The organism is Micromonospora globbae (assembly GCF_003610785.1).
Taxonomy (GTDB): Bacteria; Actinomycetota; Actinomycetes; order Mycobacteriales; family Micromonosporaceae; genus Micromonospora; species Micromonospora globbae.
This window is the reverse complement of the sequence record NZ_RAQQ01000015.1, coordinates 66,657-84,045: the sequence shown is the minus strand read 5'-3', so window position 1 is coordinate 84,045 and position 17,389 is coordinate 66,657. Positions and strand designations below refer to the sequence as shown.

Here is a 17,389-nt window from a genome sequence, read left to right as displayed (position 1 = left end):
CGCCCGTCCGAATCGTGACCACGAGCCATGCTAGGCCGAGCGGCGCGGACGGCGGGCCGGAAACGGCGAGCGGGCGATCGTCGGTCAGTTTCCCGGGCCGGGCGCGTCCGCCGGCGGCAGCCCTTCCACGATCGCGAGGGCGAACGCGGTGGCCTTCTCCCGCGCCATCGCGGTGACCTCGGCGGCGGTGCTCGCGCTGCGCGGCCACAACGCGACCGCCTCGACGCCGACGAGCAGGGGCCCGTACGCGAGGATCAGCCGCGCGTCACCGGGCAGGAACGTCATCCCGCCCTCGGCCTCCGGTTCGATCCGGTGGAGCGTCGCCGTGGTCAGCCGCGCGGGCGTCGCACCGACGGTGACCGCGCTCGCCGCCCAGCGCGCGCTGGCCGTGCCCATGGTGAGGCGGAAGTCGCCGTCCGGGCACGGGGTCGCGCGGAGGCGGCGGGCCGCGGCGGCGGCCTCGTCGGCGTCGGCCAGCCGCGCGACCTCGACGGTCAGGGCGGTGGTCGGGCGGGAGACGCCCTGGAACGACGGCGTCGGGTTGACCTCGACCTCGGCGGCCCACACCGCCTCGACCGGCGGCTCGGCGCCCCCGTCCCGGTCCGGGTCCGTGACGAGCAGGTCGCAGGGTCGCAGGTACACCTCGCCGCCCTCGACGTCGCTCTCCGCGACGCGGTCGCCGAAGCCCTCCTCCTCGGCCGCGGCGCGGACGAGCGCCAGGAACGCCTCCGGCTCGTAGGGAGACGCCACGGCGGCGCTCGCGGTGGACGGTGGGGGCGCCGGTGGGACGGGCTGTCCCGTGCAGGCGGACAGGCCCGCCGCCACCAGCATCCCCGCGATGAGGCTCTTCCCGCGCATCCGACCCCCGACCCAGACCGCACACCCACGTGCCGGCCTGCAGCCTACTGATCGTCGTCGCGCCGCTCAGCCCTCGGCGCAGCACGCGTGCCGGCCGGCCTCGACGTAGTGGGGGTCGTGCCACCAGTACCGGGCGTTGTCCGGGTGGGCGGGAAGCGGCGGCAGCAGGGTACTCGTCGTGGCGGCGGCCGAAGCCGTCCGCGCCGCCTCGAACGGGGCGAGCAGCTCGTCGACGCCGTGCAGCACCCCGTTGGCCATCGTCTGCCGCACGTTGGCCGCCTGGTCGATGTCGCTCAGCGGGTCGCCGCCCAGGACCACCAGGTCGGCGTACATGCCGGGCGCGATCTGCCCGATCGGCTCCTCCAGGAACTCGCCGGGCGCCCGGGTGGCGGTCGTCAGCGCCTCGTACGGGGTGAGCCCGTACCTCACCATGGCCCGCAGGTTGAGGTGCAGGCTCACGGCGTTGAACGCGATCGGCGAGTCGGTGCCGGTCAGCACCCGCCCGCCGCCGCGGATCATCGCCGCCGCCTGGGCGACCTGCCGGGCCAGGTTCTCCCGGTTGGCGGTCTGGTCGGTGGTCTGCGCGGCGGTGACGGCGGCCTGCAGCGCCGCGTACTGCCAGGACGGGTAGAGCGTGCGGACCCGCCGGTCGGTGACCAGTGAGGTGTCCTCGCGCAGCAGCGTGTTCGCGCCGAACAGGGTCGGTGTGCGGGCGGCCCGGGAGACGTTGAAGATGTCGATGACGTCCTGGTATCCGGCCCCGATGGCGGTGACCGTGCGGGAGTAGCCGAAGCGGTTCGTGGCGCCGGTGTGCTCCATCCCGTCGCTGCCGAACGCGAACGCCGGGTAGTGGTAGTGCGAGGTGGCGTGCACCCCCCGCCGGTGCGACCAGGCGACCACCGCGCGCTGCCAGGCGACCGGCAGCCGGACGTACGCCTTCATGAGGTCGTAGTCGAGCGCCCCGGCCCGCTCCAGCTCCAGCGCCAGTTGCCGCTCGTCGAAGGTGGGGCGCATGAAGTTGTAGTAGATGCGGGGACCATCCACGGCCTCGCCGGTGGCGTAGTACCGGGGGCCGATCCGGGCGCCGGACTGGACCGACTCCCGCTCCTCGACCATGTGGTAGGCGGGGCTGCCCGGCGAGCGGGTGGTGGTCACGCCGAGGGAGAGCAAGAGCCGGTTCTGCCGGGCGCCGTAGGCGTACCCCTGCATCTCCCGGTGGTGGTGCATGTCGATGAGGCCGGGGATCACCACCCCGTCGCGGGCGTCGACGATCCGGCCGTCGCGGCCGGGCCGGGACCGCTCGACGGCGACGACGCGGTGCCCCTCGACCACCACGTCGACGTCCGCGCGCAGGCGGTGGCCGACGCCGTCCCACAGGCGTCCGGCCCGGATCACCGTACGCCCGCGGGGCCGGCTGTTGGTCCAGGTCAAGCCCACCGGGACGGTACGCGGGGCGCCGCCGTCGGCGGACACCAGCCGCAGCCGCCCGTTGTTCAGGTAGAGCAGGTGGGTGGAGTCGCCGCTCCAGCTCGGCGCGTCGGTCACCTCGTGGGTCACCTGCCGCGGCGCGCCCGCGAACGTGCCGTCGGGTCCGACGTCGACCACCCACAGCACGCTGGCGACCACGAACGCCATGCGGCGGCCGTCGGGCGACCACACCGGACCGTCGTCACCGCGGGTCTGGATCGACCGGTGCGGCATCGGGTCGACGTAGCGCGCGGCGCCGGTGACCCGGTCGACCAGCAGGATCTTGCTGAGTCCCTCGCGGTAGCGGGCGGAGTAGGGCACGACGGCGGCCAGTGCGATGGTCCGGCCGTCGGCCGACCAGGTGGGACGGCCGGGCTCGAAGGTCGCCCCGAACACCGGCTGCACCGCTCCCGAGGCCACCTCGACGGTGTAGAGCGCGCCGTTCTGGTCGAGGAAGGCCAGGCGGGCGCTGTCCGGGGACCAGGAGCCGGAGACGGCGGCGGCGTCCGGCAGGTCGGTCAACTGCCGCTCCTCGCCGGTACGCAGGTCGCGCAGCCAGATGTCCAGCTTCCCGCCCCGGTCGGTGGAGTACGACAGGTACCGCCCGTCCGGCGACCATGCCGGGTCGCACTTCCACCACTGGTCCCGGGTCAGCGGTCGGGGCGGCTGCCCGATGGTCATGAGGTAGATGTCGTTGAGGGCGCGGAAGGCCACCCGCCGGCCGTCCGGCGACAGCACGGGACTGCCGATGCCCACCACCGGCCTGCGGACGGTGGAGTCGAAGTCCCGCCGCCGCTTGCGGTACCGAGGCGTGGCCACGGTGACCGCGGCGACGAAGCCGACGTCCTGGCGGCGGCCTCCGTCGAGTCGGCGGCGGCGGATCCGGCCGTCGGCGGCGTAGACGAACTCGCGGTCGGAGCGCCAGGAGACCCGGAAGGGGTAGGTGTCCTCGCCGGTGACCAGGGGCGTGTCGCCCCGCCACAGCTCGCTGCGACCGTCGAGCAGCCGGTGGTAGACCAGGTCACGGCCGTCGGGGGTCCAGGCGGGGCTGTGCAGGACGGCGCCGGTCGGGGCGGTCACCGCCGTGGTGCGGGCGCCACTGGCCAGGTCGACCACGTCGATGCGGGTGTTGGCGACCACGAACGCGATCCGTGTGCCGTCGGGCGACCAGGCCGGTTCGTACTCCTCGACGCCGGTGTCCGCCACGACGCTCGTCCCGCCGGTGGCCAGGTCGAGCACGTGGATCCCGTAGCTGCCGGTCAGGTCCGAGGAGAACGCGATGCGCCGCCCGTCGGGCGAGAAGCGGGGCTCCCGGTGGTCGTACGGGCCGTGGGTGAGCTGTCGCAGCCCGGAACCGTCCGGGCGGATCAGCCACAGGTTGAAGGCGCCGTCCCGGTAGGACTGGAAGGCGATCGTGGAGCTGTCCGGCGCCCAGTCGGGCTGGGCGATGTCGAACAGGTCGCTGGTAAGGCGCCGCGCCGGACCGCCGGACGCGGGCAGCACCCACAGCACGCTCACCAGGTCCATGGCGATCATCCGGCCGTCCGGGGAGAGTTGGGCGGCCACGTCCGTGCCCTCCCGCAGGGCGACCCGCCGGTTCCGGTCCCCCGCCGCGTCCCGCGGGCCGGCCAGCGCCGGTTCCGCGGCCACCGTCCCGCCTCCGGCCAGCGCCGCCGCCCCGGCCGCTCCCGCCAGCAGGTCCCGCCTCCGTACACCCGTCATGACGCCTCCCCCTTCGACAGCCGTCGATCGAACAGTCTCGATCGTCGTGGGCCGTCCCGGGTCTGGCGCAGGTGCCGTCCGCCGGCGAGCGGTCAGCGAACAGGCACGAGCGGTGATCGGCCGGTTCCGGTCGTTGAGCGGCACATCACCGCGTGTTGCGACCCGGTCGGCGCGGTCGTCGCACCCCACCCGGCGCGTCGAGGCGGGCCGTGCTGTCGACCGGGCTCAGTAGCATGCGTCCGTGCGGAATGTTGAGTTCTATTCGCTGTCGGCTCAGGTCCTCCCGGCGCTGGCGATCGCGCTCGTGCTGCAGCGCTGGGCGACGCTCGTCGGTTACGGGCTCGGCCGGCTGCACGGGCGGATGACCATGACGTTCCGGTCGGTGCCTCTGGCCCTGCTGCTCGCCGTCTTCGCCGCGGGCGAGGTCAGCAGCATGCTGGTCGTGTTCGCGGGCACCGACGGGCGGCTCCCGCTCGTCGCGGGGCCCGTCGTCTGGGCGAGCCTCGTCGTCCTGCTGCTGGCCATGTTCGTGTCGGCCTTCAGCAGGGTGCGGTTCGACCACTCGAAGAGCTAGTCAGCCGAGCACGACGTAGGGTTGGTTCTCGGCCGTCTTCTGGATGACGATCCGATTGTCGGCCTCCGACACGGCATTGACGAAGTCCAGCAGCGACGTGTAGCCGAGCGCCCGGTAGTTGAAGCCCGGAGAACGCGCCAGCAGCCGATTGCCCATCTCGGACAGCAGCATGCCGGGCCGCCCTTCGAACAGCCCGTCCTGGACGACGCGTACGACGAAGTCGCACAGTTCCTGGTCGGGAACGTTGCGGCTCTGGCCGCGCCAGCCGCCCCCGTTGTTCCGGCCGCCCTGCCGTGGCACGTTCCGCCGCTGTCCCGCCCCCGGTCCCGGTCCGACCGGCATCTCCACCTCCAGCACCAGCGGCGCGTACTGGACCCACTCCAGGAACCGCTCACGGTTACGGAGGTCCGTGCCCTCCAGGTGCGTGCCGAGGGACCGCGCGATCCCCGCCCGCAGGGCTGGGCTGAGCCGGCCGGCGCTCTCCAGGACGCAGGCGCAGGACAGGATCTGGTACGGCAGAAGCACGGGCGCCGTCGACATGGGGCCGCCCTTCGCGTACGCGTGCAGGAAGCCCTCGATGTGCCGGATGGTCAGGCTCCACAGTTCGCGTGTCCAGATCTGGTTGCGCAGCTCCTCGACGTCGCCGGTGACGTTGCCGAGGCCGCGCTCCCACGAATGCCGGCCGATCGGCATCACCCGTGAGGCGGCGAGGATCGGCCACAGCGGCCGCAGCGACGAGACGGGGGCGTCCGGTCCGCTGATGAACGCCAGGCTGGTCTGCCAGAACTGGGCCTCCCGCTCCGGCACCTGGCTCACCATCCGCACCACGCCGATGGCGATCTCCTGCAGGTACCGCTTCGCCGCGCTCACCACCAGTGAGTGCGCCTCGTCGAGGTGGTTCCTCATCAACTCGAGGACCAGCAACCGTGCCCGGGCCGGCCAGGACCGTTCCGCGCCGCCGTTGCGCAACATCTCGACGGCCAGGTCGATGGTGGACTCGTCGCAGGAGAGGTAGGCGAGGTCGGCAGCCACGCAGGCGGCGCCGTCGTGGCCGGTGTGGCCCGGGTGGAGCAGGTGGAAGCCGCCGACCGGGTCACCCTGCTCCCCCAGTTCCCGCGCCTGCCCGACGGCCCACGCTCCCGTCCGGGCCACGAGCGACGAGGTCGGACCCGCCGGCGCCGACGCCCCGCCCGACCTGTCGCCGACGCCGAGGCTCACCGGAGAGTCGCCGGCCGGCAGGCCGACCATCGCCTCGTCGCTGCCGAGCGCGTCGCCGAGTTCCTGCGCGAAGTCGAGCTGGTCGCCGATCTCGGAGGGGGTGTTGGTCGGGACCAGCTCGTCCCGGCTGCTGCCCCGGCGCTTCGGCCGGCGGCCGCGGCGTCGGCGCTTGGCGGACGACGCGGCCTCCGGCGCCGGGGCGTCGGCCGCCGCCTCGCCGTCGTCGTCGCGCGGTTCCCCGATTTCGTCCGGCGCGCCGCCGACCGTGCCCGCCGCCGGGTCGTCGTCGGGCCGGGCGGCCTCCTCCGGCTCGGCGAGCCCGGTCATCTCGTCGGCCTCGGCCGCGCCCAGTCGCAGCTCGGCGCCGTGGATCGACACGAAGAACGCCGGCCGGTAGAGCGGCGGAACGATGAAGACGCCCTCGTTCTTGCGGAGGAATCCGATGTACCGCAGCACACGGAGCACCTCCTCCAGCTCCTCGCCGGTGACGCCCAGCCGCTCGGCGATCTCCGCCTGGGTGAATCTGACCGCACGGCCGCGGAGCTTCTCGATGTACGTCCGGGCGATCGTGCTCTCGGCGTAGAGGGTGTCCTGCATGCGCGCCAGCGAGAGCTGCCGGTAGCCCTGCTGGAGTGCCCGTGGGGAGAGGACGAACGTGTCCCGGCGGGCGGACATCCCGGCCCGGTCCCGCATGGCGATCTGGATCTCGGCGAGCTGCGCGCTGCGCAGCAGGGTCAGCACGTTGCGCGGGTTGAACTCGCGGGTCGCGTCGACGGTGACCAGCAGCAGCCACACGAGCGGATCGAGGTTCTCCATGCGGCGGGGGAACAGGCTGCGGCAGAGACGGCGGCGGCCGGTCGAGGTGGTCAGCATGTCCTTGACCGCCGGGCTCACCAGCTCCTGCTGCTCGGCGCCCGCCGTGACCCGCAGGGCGATCATGTGCAGGATGGCGTCCGAGTCCCACGTGATCCGGGTCGTCCGCAGGTGGGTCGCGTTGACGAACCCCTCCTTCTGCGTGATGCGGTCGAAGATGTCCAGGCGCAGGAACAGCTTGGGCCGCAGTCGCATCCCGAAACTGCACACGTCGAGGTGGGCGCGCAGCAGCCCGCGCAGGGCGGCCACCTCGACGTCCCGCCGGTCCGGGAACGCCTCGTCGAGCCGGTCGAAGAGGATCCACATGCGCAGGTTCAACCGCTCGAGCGCCGCGTAGATGAGATCGAGCAGCCCTTCGAGGGTGTCCAGCGAGACGAGCAACGCGTCGCCGGATGCCTGTCGGTTCGGGGCGCCCGGCGACCCGTCCCCGTCGCTGACGACGATCGTCGTGCCCAGTTGCGGCCGGATGCGGCTCAGCACCCGCCGCCACACCGAGTGCGGCGACGGTTCGTCGACCATCAGCCCGCAGCTACGGATGCCCTCCTCCAGCGCCGCGACGTCGGCCGTGTCGGAGAACGTCTTGACCAGGTAGTTCCCGGCCAGGCCCACCATGTAGGCCAGGAAGATGTCCCGGTAGATGCCCTCGTCGTCCGCGTCGACCTGGTTGATCAGTCGCTTGAAGAGGATCGAGCCGCGGATGTTGAAGGCCGGCATGATGATGACGTCGTTCAGCTGCTCGATGTCGACGTCGGCCTTGGACAGGAAGCGGGCGATGGCGCTCTTGCCGGTGCCCTTGGCGCCGATGACGAGGTCGACGTCGTCGTGGACCAACGCCCAGTACGTCCCGGTCCGGAGGAAGTAGGAGTCGAGCCGCTCGTCGTGCTCGGCGACGTCCTGCCCGAAACGGAGGGTGCCGATGGGGCCGATGTGCAGTCCACCTTGATCGGTCATCGTGCTCCGTTCCGTCGCCGGCCGCGCCCGAGCAACCCGGGGCGTCCCCGCTGTCGCCTTCGGCCAAGGATCACCCGGGTTCGCGCGTGAAGGCAACGGCCGGACGCTCACCGGCGGGTGCCGGACCGGACGGGCGTGGCCCGCCCGCCGTGTGACGCCCGTCACCGCGCTTCACGGGCAGACCGTACCGGCTCGTCCCGTGGTCGTCGACAACGCGAGAAGGGGCAGGCACATGAACAGGATCGTGATTCTCGGCGCCGGGTACGCGGGACTGGCCGCGGCGACCAGCCTCGCCGGGCGCACCCGGCGCCGCAGCGACGTGCGGATCACCGTCGTGAACGCCGACGAGCGGTTCACCGAACGGCTGCGGCTGCACCAGACCGCCTCGGGGCAGCGGCTGGCGGATCTGCGGATCCCGGACCTGCTGGCGGGCGCCGGGGTGGAGTTCGTGCGCGGCTGGGTCACCGGCGTCGGCGCCGCCGCGCGACGCGTGCGGATCGACGACGAACGCGTGCTGGAGTACGACCGGCTGGTGTACGCGCTGGGCGCCGTCGCCGACACCGCGGCCGTTCCCGGCGTGGACGAGAACGCGTACACCCTCGACAGCGCCCACGACGCCGACCTGCTGGCGCGGCGGCTCGCGGGCCTGGGCGGCGGCACCGTGGTGGTGTGCGGCAGCGGGCTGACCGGCGTGGAGTGCGCGGCCGAGATCGCCGAGCGGCACCCGGGCCTGGACGTCGTGCTGGTCGGCCGGCAGGAGCCGGGGGCGACGATGACGCCGGGGGCCAGGGCCCACCTGCGTCGCGCGCTCGCCCGGCTCGGCGTCCGGGTCGTGAGCGGGGTCGAGGTCGTCAAGGTGCTGCCGGAGTCGGTGGAGCTGGCCGGCGGGGACATCGTCCCGGCCGACGTGGTGCTGTGGACCAGCGGGGTCCGGGTGCCGCCGCTGGCGGCCGCCGCGGGTCTCGCGGTCGACGAGCGGGGACGCATCGTGACCGACCCGACGCTGCGGTCGGTGTCGCACCCGCAGGTGTACGCGATCGGCGACGCGGCCGCGGTCCGGCAGCGCTACGGGGTGATGCATGGCACCTGCCAGAGCGGCATGCCGACGGGTGTGCACGCGGCCCTGTCGATCGCGCGGGAGCTGGACGGCCGGCAGCCACGACCGTTCCGGTTCGGCTACCTGCACGCTCCTGTGAGCCTCGGCCGCCGGGACGCCGTGATCCAGTTCACCCACCCCGACGACAGCCCCAAGCGGCTCTACCTGACCGGCCGCGCCGCCGTCTGGTACAAGGAGACGGTGAGCTCGTCAGGGTGGCCGTCGTTCCGTCGGCTCCAGAGGTACCCGGCCGTCGGATCGTTCGCGTGGCGGCGCGGCGGCCGGTACACCCGATGACCACCGAACGGCGGGGCAGCGTCTTCGACGACCACCGGAACCTGCTGTTCTCCGTGGCCTACCGCATCCTCGGCACGGCGGCCGACGCCGAGGACGCGGTACAGGACGCGTGGCTGAAGTGGTCGGCGGCCGACCGGTCGCAGGTCGCCGACCCGAAGGCGTACCTGGTGCGGATCGTCACGAACGTCGCGATGGACCGGCTGCGGTCCGCGCAGGCCCGACGGGAGACGTACGTCGGGCCGTGGCTGCCCGAGCCGATCCTGACGAGCACGGACACCGCCGACGAGGTGGCCGCCGCGGACGCCGTGTCGATGGGTCTGCTGGTGGTGCTGGAGACGCTCACCCCGCTCGAACGCGCGGTGTTCGTGCTCAAGGAGGCGTTCGGCTTCAGCTACGCCGAGATCGCCGAGGCCGTCGACCGGTCCGAGGCGACGGTGCGCCAGGCCGCGCACCGCGCCCGCGGGCACGTGCAGGCCCGGCGGCCGCGGTTCCACACCGACCGTGCCCGGCAGCGGGAGGTGACCGAGCGCTTCCTCGCCGCCGCCACCGGCGGTGACATCAACGGGCTGATGCAGCTGCTCGCCCCCGATGTGGCCCTGTGGACCGACGGCGGCGGCAAGGTGCGTCAGGCGATGCGGCCGGTGACCGGCGCGGAGCGGGTGGCCGCGTGGTTCGCGGGCATCAGGGCCCGCCCCTACCAGGGGGTCGAGCCCGCCGACATGGCCGTCGAACTGGTCGAGATCAACGGGTGGCCGGGCATCGTGTTCAGCGGCGCCGGCCGGGTCCTCGCCACGCTCACGCTCGACCTGGACGAGGACGGTTCCGTCGTCGCGATCCACAACGTCGCCAACCCCGACAAGCTCCGCGCGGTTGCCGCCCGCACCGTCCACCCCGTCGAGGGCGGCCCCGAGCGGTAGCCGGCGTCCGCCGGTGACCCACAAAGGGTCACCGGCGGACGCCGCGGGCTACCGCGCGACCTCGTGGGTCGCCGCGCCGCGACCCGTGCCGAGCGCGCCGAGCAGCGTCGGCAGCGCCCGGTGCAGCTCCCGCTCCCAGTACGGCCAGCTGTGCCTGCCCGGCCCGTAGAAGTCGGTCCGCACGGAGATCCCCAGCTCCCGCAGGCGGTCGACGAAGGCGACGTTCTCGGCGTGGATGAGCGCCTCCAGACCGTCGGTCGTCCCCGGCGGGTCGAACGGCCCGCCGGCGGTGCCGTCGCCCGTGGCCACGAACAACGCGGTGTGCCGCAGCCGCTTCGCCAGGTGGTACGGGTCGTGGGCCGCCCAGATGTGCCGTTGCGCCAACGGGTCGCCCCACAGGTCGTACGGGTCGAGCCCAGTGCGGCCGAAGAACGGCAGCCAGTAGGACGCGTCGCGGGACGGGTGCACCACGCCGCTGAACGACGCCGCCGCCCGGAACATGCCCGGGTGGCGGGCCGCGTACGACATGGCCCCGAAGCCGCCCATCGAGAGGCCGGCCACCGCCCGCTTCGGACCGGCGCCGTAACCCCGCTCCAGGATGCGGCGCACCTCGTCGAGGTGGAACGTCTCCCAGGCGGGCGTGCCGCCCCGGCCCCCGTTCCACCAGTCGCTGTACCAGCCGGCGGCACCGGCCTCCGGCATGACGACGAGCACGTCGCGCAGCTCCGGGATGCTCGCCACGTCGGTGGAGCGCGTCCAGCTCACGTACGAGTCGCAGCAGCCGTGCAGCAGGTAGAGGACCGGCCAGCGGTCCCCGGGCCGGCGCTGCTCCCACCCGTCGGGCGTCAGCAGGCGTACGGCGGCGGTCCCGCCGAGCGCCGGTGACTGGATCGTGAGGTCGACCAGGCGCGGCCCGACGACGGTCTCCCGGGCGACGTACGCGCCGTCGGGCGCGTGCACCGGGCCGGTGACGGCACCCGTGGTGGCCGCCGGTCCGGCCGCCGCGGCCGGTGGTGCGGTGAGCCCGGCCAGTGTGAGCCCGAGCGCCACCACGGCGCCGAGGGTGGCGCGTCTGCGCATGGGTCGGCCCTCCATCAGCAGATGTCGCGGAGGTTCACGGCCTCGGCCATCGCCGTGAAGCCCACGTTCCCGGGGTGCAGGTGGTCGCCGGAGTCGTACGCCGGGTTGAGGCGGCCGGGGTCGGCCGGGTCGCGGGTGGCGGCGTCCAGGTCGACGACCGCGTCGAACTCGCCGGAGGTGCGGATCCACTCGTTGACCGCCTGGCGGTCGGCCTCGCCGGCCTCGCTGTAGTAGCCGGCGCCCTCGTACGGCAGGATCGTGGCGCCCACCACCCGGATCCCCGCCTGGTGCGCCCGGGCGATGAACTGCCGGTAGACCGCGATGAGCTGCTCCGGTTCGAGGGCGCCTCGGCTGTTGCCGATGTCGTTGATTCCCTCCAGCAGCACGACGCTGCGGACCCCGGCCTGGCCGAGGACGTCCCGGTCGAAGCGCGCCAGGGCCGAGTCGCCCGCCGTCCCGGCGTTGTTCAGCAGCCGGTTGCCGCTGATGCCGGCGTTGAGCACGCCGCACTGCCGGGCCGTGGGCCGCCGCAGCAGCCGGTCCGCCACCTGGTCGGGGTAGCGGAGGTTCGCGTCGACCGTCGAGACGACGCCGTCGGTGATCGAGTCGCCGAAGAACACCACCGACCCGGCCGCGCGGGAGACGACGTCCACTCCGGAGAGGAAGTACCGCGCCGTGTCCAGGCGGGTGAACGCTCCCCCGGCGTCGGAGGTCGCGTCGCCCGTGGCGCGGAAGGAGGTGGAGTAGCCGGCGGGGTGCCAGGTCGTCGGGCCGGTGGGGCCCGGGAGGTAGGTGCTGACGACCAGGTCGGAGTCATCGGCCACCCGCATCGGCACCGGGTCGGACCACCACTCGACGCCGGCGGGGATGGTCACCGACCGTTCGCCGTCGAACGTCACGGGGCGCAGGGCGCCCTGGTCGACCTGGGGGGTGCCCGCGCCACCGGTGCGCGGCGCCACGGTGACGGCGCCGACGGTCAGCGCGGTGGTGCCGTAGACGTTGCTGATGCGCAGGCGGACGCCGTCACCGCCGACGGACAGGTGCGCCACCTGCCGCAGGGTCGTGTCGGTGAAGCCGGCCGCCGACGTGCCGGACGTGCCCGGCCGGGCCACGGCGGCGGACCAGCTGCCGATCCAGTCGGCGTGCCCGCCGGACTGGGCCACCGCGGTGGTGGGCAGGAGGCCGGCGCCGACGGTCAGCGCGGCGACGGCGGCGAGACGTACTCGTAGACGCTTCTTCACACTCAGCTCCTCGTCTCGAGTTCGGTGCGGAAGCCGGCCGGCGCGGGGAATGAAATCACGTACGGTGATCATCCGACAGCGGCAGGCGATGAGCCGGGGGGTTCGGCGCGACGAGCGGACGGCTGGCTGAGCCGAGCGGCGACGGCCGCTGCGACCAGCGGCCATCGACGGGCGTGCACCTCTTGCCGCCCGGGCGCGGGCCCGGTCAGGCGCCGCCCCGCCTGGCCTCTGCGGCCACCCGGTCGTGCAGCGCCCGCAACGCCGGGCTGACGGTGACGGTGAGCGGGGTCGGATCGGTGAGGCGGCGCGCCGGCTCGGGAAGCCAGCGCAGGTCCGCGTCGAGGCGGCGCCGCGCGGCGCGTACCTCCTCGGGCGGGTCCACGGGTTCCAGGCGGCGGCCGTCGCGCATGACCGGCACGAGCAGCGGTTCCCGGTCTCCAGGGGCGGGCTCGTCGCGCCGGGCCACCACGTCGGCCTCGCCGGCGGCGTCCCGGAAGACCTGTTTGGGGCCGGGCAGGGTGGCCTTGCCGGGTGACAGCTTCAGCACCGGCCGGTCGCCGACCGCGACCAGCTTGTACGCGCTGTCCAGCGACGGCGCGTCGTAGGAGACGCCCATCTTCGTGCCCACACCGTACGCGTCGATGGGCGCGCCGGCGGCCACGAGATCGGCGACGGCGGCCTCGTCGAGGCTGCCGCTCGCCACGATCCGGGCGTGGGTCAGGCCGGCGTCGTCGAGGATCGTGCGGGCCTGCCGGGCCAGCGCGGCGAGGTCACCCGAGTCGAGCCGTACGCCCAGCGGGCCGGTCAGCCCCAGCTCGGCGACCACGTCGACGGCGGCGCGCACGCCGGCGGGCGTGTCGAACGTGTCCACGAGGAAGATCGGGTTGTCGGGGAAGTCGGTGGCGAAGGCACGGAACGCCGACCGCTCGTCCGGGAACGCCTCGACGTAGGAGTGGGCCATCGTCCCGGACGGTGCGAGACCGTAGCGGCGCGCCGCCTCGACGTGGCTGGTCGCGGCGAAGCCGGCGATGGCCGAGGCGCGGGCCACCCCCGCCCCCGCCTCGATGCCGTGGGTGCGCCGGAACGCGAAGTCGACCAGTTGGGCGTCGCCGGCCGCGAGCCGGCAGCGGGCCGCCTTGCTGGCGATCGTGGTCTGGAACGTGACGATGTTGAGCACGCCGGTCTCCACGAGCTGCGCCTCGGCGATCGGGGCCGTCACCTCCAGCAGCGGCTCGTCGGCGAACACCACCCGTCCCTCGGGGACGGCCCACACGTCGCCGGTGAAGCGGAGGGTCGACAGCGCGGCCAGGGTCGGCTGGTCGAAGCCGCCCACGTCGCGCAAGTAGCGCAGGTCGGCGGCGTCGAACGCGAACTCCTCGAGGAAGGTCAGCGCCTCGGCCAGCCCGGCGGCCACGAGGAAGCCGCGCCGGGGCGGCAGCCGGCGGGCGAAGAGACTGAACGTCGCCCGGTCGGTCATGCCGCGGCGCAGGTAGCTGGCCGCCATCCGCAGCTCGTACAGGTCCGTCCGCAGCCCGCTCATGCCCACGGCACCACTGTGGGGGACGGGTCGCCCCGGCGTACGGAAAACGGGCGATCCCGGGCTTCCCGGGTGCCGGGCCGCTGGCTACGGCCGGGTAGACGGTTGTCCCGGTCGATGCCGACCAGCATGATCGTTCTGTGCGGCCCTGGCGCGGCCGGGCCATCGAGGCTCGGTGGGGCGCACCGACGGGTACCTGTCCGTCGTGGAAGGTCCAGTGAGGGGCGACCGGAGGAGCCCAATGGAGGGTGAGCTGCAACGCTTGGTTGACGCGCTCGCCGCGTACGCGGGTCGACCAGCACTGATCGAGGACCGGCGCCAGCGCGTCGTGGTCTACAGCGAACACACCGGCGTGATGGACGGCGTACGGCGGGCGTCGATCCTGCGCCGCCAGACCACGCCGGAGGTGATGGCGTGGTTCCGCAACGTCGGGATCATGGACGCCCGCGAGCCTGTGCGCACGCCGGCGTCGAAGGAACTGGACCTGCTGCCACGGGTCTGCGTGCCGATACGCCACCAGGATCTGCTCCTGGGATTCGTGTGGTTCATCGACCCGGACGGCACGATGGCGGACGCGGACATCGCCGCCACCGGGCTGATGAGTGAGCTGTCCCTGGCCCTCTACCGGGAGAACCTGCTCGGTGAGCTGGCCTCGCAACGCGAGTCCGAGGCGGCCCGAACGCTGTTGTCGGACAGCGAGGCGACCCGGGACCGCTCGGTGCAGGCCCTGCGCGAGGCGGGGATGATCGCCGACGGGCCCGCCACCGCGCTCGTGGCGCAGCTCGTCCCGCCCGACGACCGGGTGCCCGACGAGGTGGCCCGGCTCGCGCTCGAACAGGCGCTGGTCACCACCCGGCGCTGGGTCGGCAGTCGGGAGGCGCTGCACCTGGTGCGTGACGACCACGGGGTGCTGCTGCTCGCGGGCGGACGGGGGGCGGGCCGTCCCTCCCCCGAGACGGCCGCGAAGCTCCTCGACGACAACCTGCGCCACGCCACGCGGGGCCTCGCCTGCGTCGACCGCTCGGTCGTCGGTGTGGGGCAGACGCGCCCGGGCCTGTCCGACGCCTTCGGGTCGTACGGCGAGGCGCTGCAGGCCGCCCGGGTCGGCGTGCGGCTGCCGGCTCTCGGCAGCGTCGTCTCCTGGTCGGGGCTGGGCATCTACCGGGTGCTGTCGCGGCTGGAGGGCCGGCGCCTCGACATGGCCGACGTGCATCCGGGCCTGGACCGGCTCCTGCGCGAGCAGCCCAGCCCCGTGCTGTTGCAGACGCTGGAGCGGTACCTGGACCTGGCCGGCAACGCCCACGCCACGGCGGAACAGCTACGGCTGCACCGGACCACGCTGTACTACCGGTTGCAGCGCATCGAGGAGCTGGCGGAGACCGACCTGAAGAACGGCAACGAGCGGCTCTGCCTGCACCTGGCGCTGAAGCTCGGTCGGCTCACCGGTGCGTACCGCCCGGAGAGCTGACGGCGCGTACCGCCCGGAGAGCTGACCGGGCGGCACACGTCGGGCGCCGTACGGGCGGGGCGGCCTGGCCGCCCCGCCCGTCGGTTCGGGTGTCGCTACAGCCCGGCCCGGACGGCGGCCGTCCGGCCGCCGACCACCGGCAGCTCGATCCGGCTGCTGTCGAAGTGCACAGTGATCTCGGCCCGGTTCTGCTTGGCCCGGCTGCTGTAGCCGGAGTAGGAGCCGAGCAGGACCACGCCGATCTGGTGACCGGCCTCGAAGACGTAGTCCTCGGGCAGCAGCGGCACGTCGACCGCGTTCTTCTGCCCCGGCACCAGCGGAGTCGACACGCGCAGCGAGTCGAGGTTCAGCCCGTCGAGGATGCCCTTGGTGACCAGCTCCTGCGCGTCGGTGGCGATGGTCTTGCGGGTCTGCCGGTAGCAGGCGTCCTCGGCGTGCCCGCCCCAGGTGGCCGCCTCGCCCCAGCAGTCCTCCTCGGTCAGCGTCGCGATGCCGTCGCCGGCCGTGCTGAACCGCGGCCGGGTGCCGTAGTCCACGAGCAGCCCGGCGAAGCTCGTGTCCTCACCGTTCACCGACGCCTTGATCCGCACGACCGGCGTGCCGGAGATGTGCAGCGGCGCCTTCAGGGGCTGGGACAGGAACACGAGCCGGTTCTCGGTGTTCGCCGCCGGGTCGGACGGGTGCCGGATCGCGTTCGTCTGGCTCATGGTCGGGGTGTCCTGGAAGGTCCGGGACGCCTTGCCGGCGTTCGGGCGGACCGACAGGCCGCCGGCCTCCCCCTCGGCGCCGGGCCGCAGGAACACCTGGGTCGGGCGGGCGCCCGGGATCGGCCAGTCGCGGTGGGTCTCCCACACGTCCGGGGCCCGCTCGACGTCGACCCGCGGCTCCTTCATGATCCCGTTCTGGATGCCGTGCAGCCAGTAGTCGAACCAGCGGTGCAGGGTGTCCACCCACTCGCCGCGGCGGAAGTCGAACGGGTCGACGTGGCCGGTGCCGGTCAGCCACAGCTTGCGGGGGACGTCGTTCTCCGCGAGCGCGTCCCACCACTTGCTGAAGTGGTCCGGACGGACGTTGTTGTCGTTGATGCCGTGCACCACGAACACGCTGGCGCGCACCCGGTCGGCGTGCGGGACGTAGTCCCGCTCGGCCCAGAAGTCGTTGTAGTCGCCGGTCACGTCGTCGCCGTCCACGCCCAACTGGGTGCGCACCGGCGCGCAGTACGCCCGCCGGTCCGGGTTGGTGACGGTGTTGGCGAGGCTGCCGGAGTAGTTGTTGGCGCGGGTGACCAGGCCGTTGCTGCGCGAGTAGTCGTACCAGCTCGAGATGGCCGAGATCGGCACGATCGTGGTGAGGCCCTCGACGCCGGTGGCGGCCGCCGCGTTGGCGAGGGTGCCGTCGTACGACTTGCCGATCATGCCGGTGCGGCCGTTGTGCCAGGTCGCCACGACCGGCTCACCGGCGGCGTTGCGCCCCGGGCGCCGGCCGTTGAGCCAGTCGATGGCCGTCGGCGCGCTGATGTTGTCGGCGTACCCGCCGGTGACCGGGCAGCCGGTCGAGTGGTTGGTGCCGATCATGTCGAGCAGCACCACCGCGTAGCCGCGCGGGACGAAGTAGTTGTCGTAGAAGAGCGGCCACTTGTCGTTGAGGCCGTCGCCGTCGACGTCCTCCTTGCACTCGCTCTCGTTGCCGCGGCAGACCGTCGAGTAGTACGGGCTCGCGTCCATGACGACCGGCACGCGCAGGCCCTCGTCGCTGGCCTTGGGCCGGATGATGTCCATGGCGACGACGTCACGCGCGCCGTCGCCGTCGGTGTCGACGTCCGAGGTGACGAATACCCGCTCGCGGATCGCGTCGGCGTACCCGAACACCGGTTGGGTGACTCCGTCCCGGACGACCGGTCCGAGACGTTCCGCGGCCGGCTTCGCGGTCGCGGCGGCCGCCGGCAGGCCGACGGCGGCGGTCAGCATGACCACCACCGACGCACGCCACCAGCTCCTCCTGGTTCGCATGGTGCTCCTCCCTGGTCCGGCACCGGCACGGCCGTCCCGGGCAGGGTCGGCGGGCCGCCGGTGCGGCAGATGGTGGAACCC

11 protein-coding genes are annotated in these 17,389 nt (G+C 73.4%); 4 read left to right on the top strand and 7 right to left on the bottom strand.

All coding sequences use genetic code 11. The features are described 5' to 3' along the window. Nucleotides 1–84: 84 nt before the first annotated feature. Entirely contained in the window at nt 85–858 is a 774-nt protein-coding gene (locus tag D7I43_RS20590) for a hypothetical protein (RefSeq protein ID WP_240033068.1), read from the bottom strand. Nucleotides 859–924: 66 nt separating this feature from the next. Then, entirely contained in the window at nt 925–4,047 is a 3,123-nt protein-coding gene (locus D7I43_RS20585; RefSeq protein ID WP_120330178.1) for an amidohydrolase family protein, read from the bottom strand. A gap of 241 nt (nt 4,048–4,288) precedes the next feature. Here D7I43_RS20585 and D7I43_RS20580 point away from each other — a divergent pair, with 241 nt between their 5' ends. Continuing rightward, complete coding sequence (locus D7I43_RS20580; protein ID WP_120330177.1) at nt 4,289–4,621, top strand: hypothetical protein; 333 nt, start codon at nt 4,289–4,291, stop codon at nt 4,619–4,621. Here D7I43_RS20580 and D7I43_RS20575 read toward each other — a convergent pair whose 3' ends face one another. Further along, a complete protein-coding gene (locus D7I43_RS20575; protein WP_120330176.1) occupies nt 4,622–7,663 on the bottom strand; it encodes a P-loop ATPase, Sll1717 family in 3,042 nt (1,013 codons plus the stop codon). Nucleotides 7,664–7,895: 232 nt separating this feature from the next. Here D7I43_RS20575 and D7I43_RS20570 point away from each other — a divergent pair, with 232 nt between their 5' ends. Both D7I43_RS20570 and D7I43_RS20565 read left to right on the top strand, forming a co-directional pair. After that, nucleotides 7,896–9,056, top strand: a complete 1,161-nt coding sequence (locus D7I43_RS20570) for an NAD(P)/FAD-dependent oxidoreductase (protein WP_120330175.1) — start codon at nt 7,896–7,898, stop codon at nt 9,054–9,056. Next, nucleotides 9,053–9,973 carry an RNA polymerase sigma-70 factor gene (locus D7I43_RS20565; RefSeq protein WP_120330267.1) on the top strand — a complete coding sequence of 307 codons (921 nt, stop codon included), beginning with the start codon at nt 9,053–9,055 and terminating at the stop codon, nt 9,971–9,973. Before D7I43_RS20570 ends, D7I43_RS20565 begins: the two co-directional genes overlap by 4 nt. Before the next feature lie 48 nt (nt 9,974–10,021). On the opposite strand, the gene D7I43_RS20560 is transcribed toward D7I43_RS20565, so the two are convergent. From D7I43_RS20560 to D7I43_RS20550, 3 genes are all read right to left on the bottom strand, one after another. Continuing rightward, nucleotides 10,022–11,053 carry an alpha/beta hydrolase gene (locus D7I43_RS20560; RefSeq protein WP_204985246.1) on the bottom strand — a complete coding sequence of 344 codons (1,032 nt, stop codon included), beginning with the start codon at nt 11,051–11,053 and terminating at the stop codon, nt 10,022–10,024. A gap of 14 nt (nt 11,054–11,067) precedes the next feature. Beyond that, complete coding sequence (locus D7I43_RS20555; RefSeq protein ID WP_240033067.1) at nt 11,068–12,294, bottom strand: SGNH/GDSL hydrolase family protein; 1,227 nt, start codon at nt 12,292–12,294, stop codon at nt 11,068–11,070. Between the two features lie 205 nt (nt 12,295–12,499). Then, nucleotides 12,500–13,834: a nicotinate phosphoribosyltransferase gene (locus D7I43_RS20550; protein ID WP_120330172.1), complete on the bottom strand. Its 1,335-nt coding sequence runs from the start codon at nt 13,832–13,834 to the stop codon at nt 12,500–12,502. Between the two features lie 238 nt (nt 13,835–14,072). Here D7I43_RS20550 and D7I43_RS20545 point away from each other — a divergent pair, with 238 nt between their 5' ends. After that, nucleotides 14,073–15,299: a PucR family transcriptional regulator gene (locus D7I43_RS20545; RefSeq protein ID WP_120330171.1), complete on the top strand. Its 1,227-nt coding sequence runs from the start codon at nt 14,073–14,075 to the stop codon at nt 15,297–15,299. Between the two features lie 95 nt (nt 15,300–15,394). Here D7I43_RS20545 and D7I43_RS20540 read toward each other — a convergent pair whose 3' ends face one another. Continuing rightward, nucleotides 15,395–17,308 carry a Xaa-Pro dipeptidyl-peptidase gene (locus D7I43_RS20540; RefSeq protein WP_120330170.1) on the bottom strand — a complete coding sequence of 638 codons (1,914 nt, stop codon included), beginning with the start codon at nt 17,306–17,308 and terminating at the stop codon, nt 15,395–15,397. Nucleotides 17,309–17,389: the final 81 nt, after the last annotated feature.

Coding starts and splice junctions, on each gene's coding strand:
- D7I43_RS20560 (WP_204985246.1), bottom strand. CDS start 11,053: ATGCGCAGACGCGCCACCCTCGGCGCCGTGGTGGCGCTCGGGCTCACA.
- D7I43_RS20540 (WP_120330170.1), bottom strand. CDS start 17,308: ATGCGAACCAGGAGGAGCTGGTGGCGTGCGTCGGTGGTGGTCATGCTG.
- D7I43_RS20550 (WP_120330172.1), bottom strand. CDS start 13,834: ATGAGCGGGCTGCGGACGGACCTGTACGAGCTGCGGATGGCGGCCAGC.
- D7I43_RS20590 (WP_240033068.1), bottom strand. CDS start 858: ATGCGCGGGAAGAGCCTCATCGCGGGGATGCTGGTGGCGGCGGGCCTG.
- D7I43_RS20545 (WP_120330171.1), top strand. CDS start 14,073: ATGGAGGGTGAGCTGCAACGCTTGGTTGACGCGCTCGCCGCGTACGCG.
- D7I43_RS20575 (WP_120330176.1), bottom strand. CDS start 7,663: ATGACCGATCAAGGTGGACTGCACATCGGCCCCATCGGCACCCTCCGT.
- D7I43_RS20585 (WP_120330178.1), bottom strand. CDS start 4,047: ATGACGGGTGTACGGAGGCGGGACCTGCTGGCGGGAGCGGCCGGGGCG.
- D7I43_RS20570 (WP_120330175.1), top strand. CDS start 7,896: ATGAACAGGATCGTGATTCTCGGCGCCGGGTACGCGGGACTGGCCGCG.
- D7I43_RS20565 (WP_120330267.1), top strand. CDS start 9,053: ATGACCACCGAACGGCGGGGCAGCGTCTTCGACGACCACCGGAACCTG.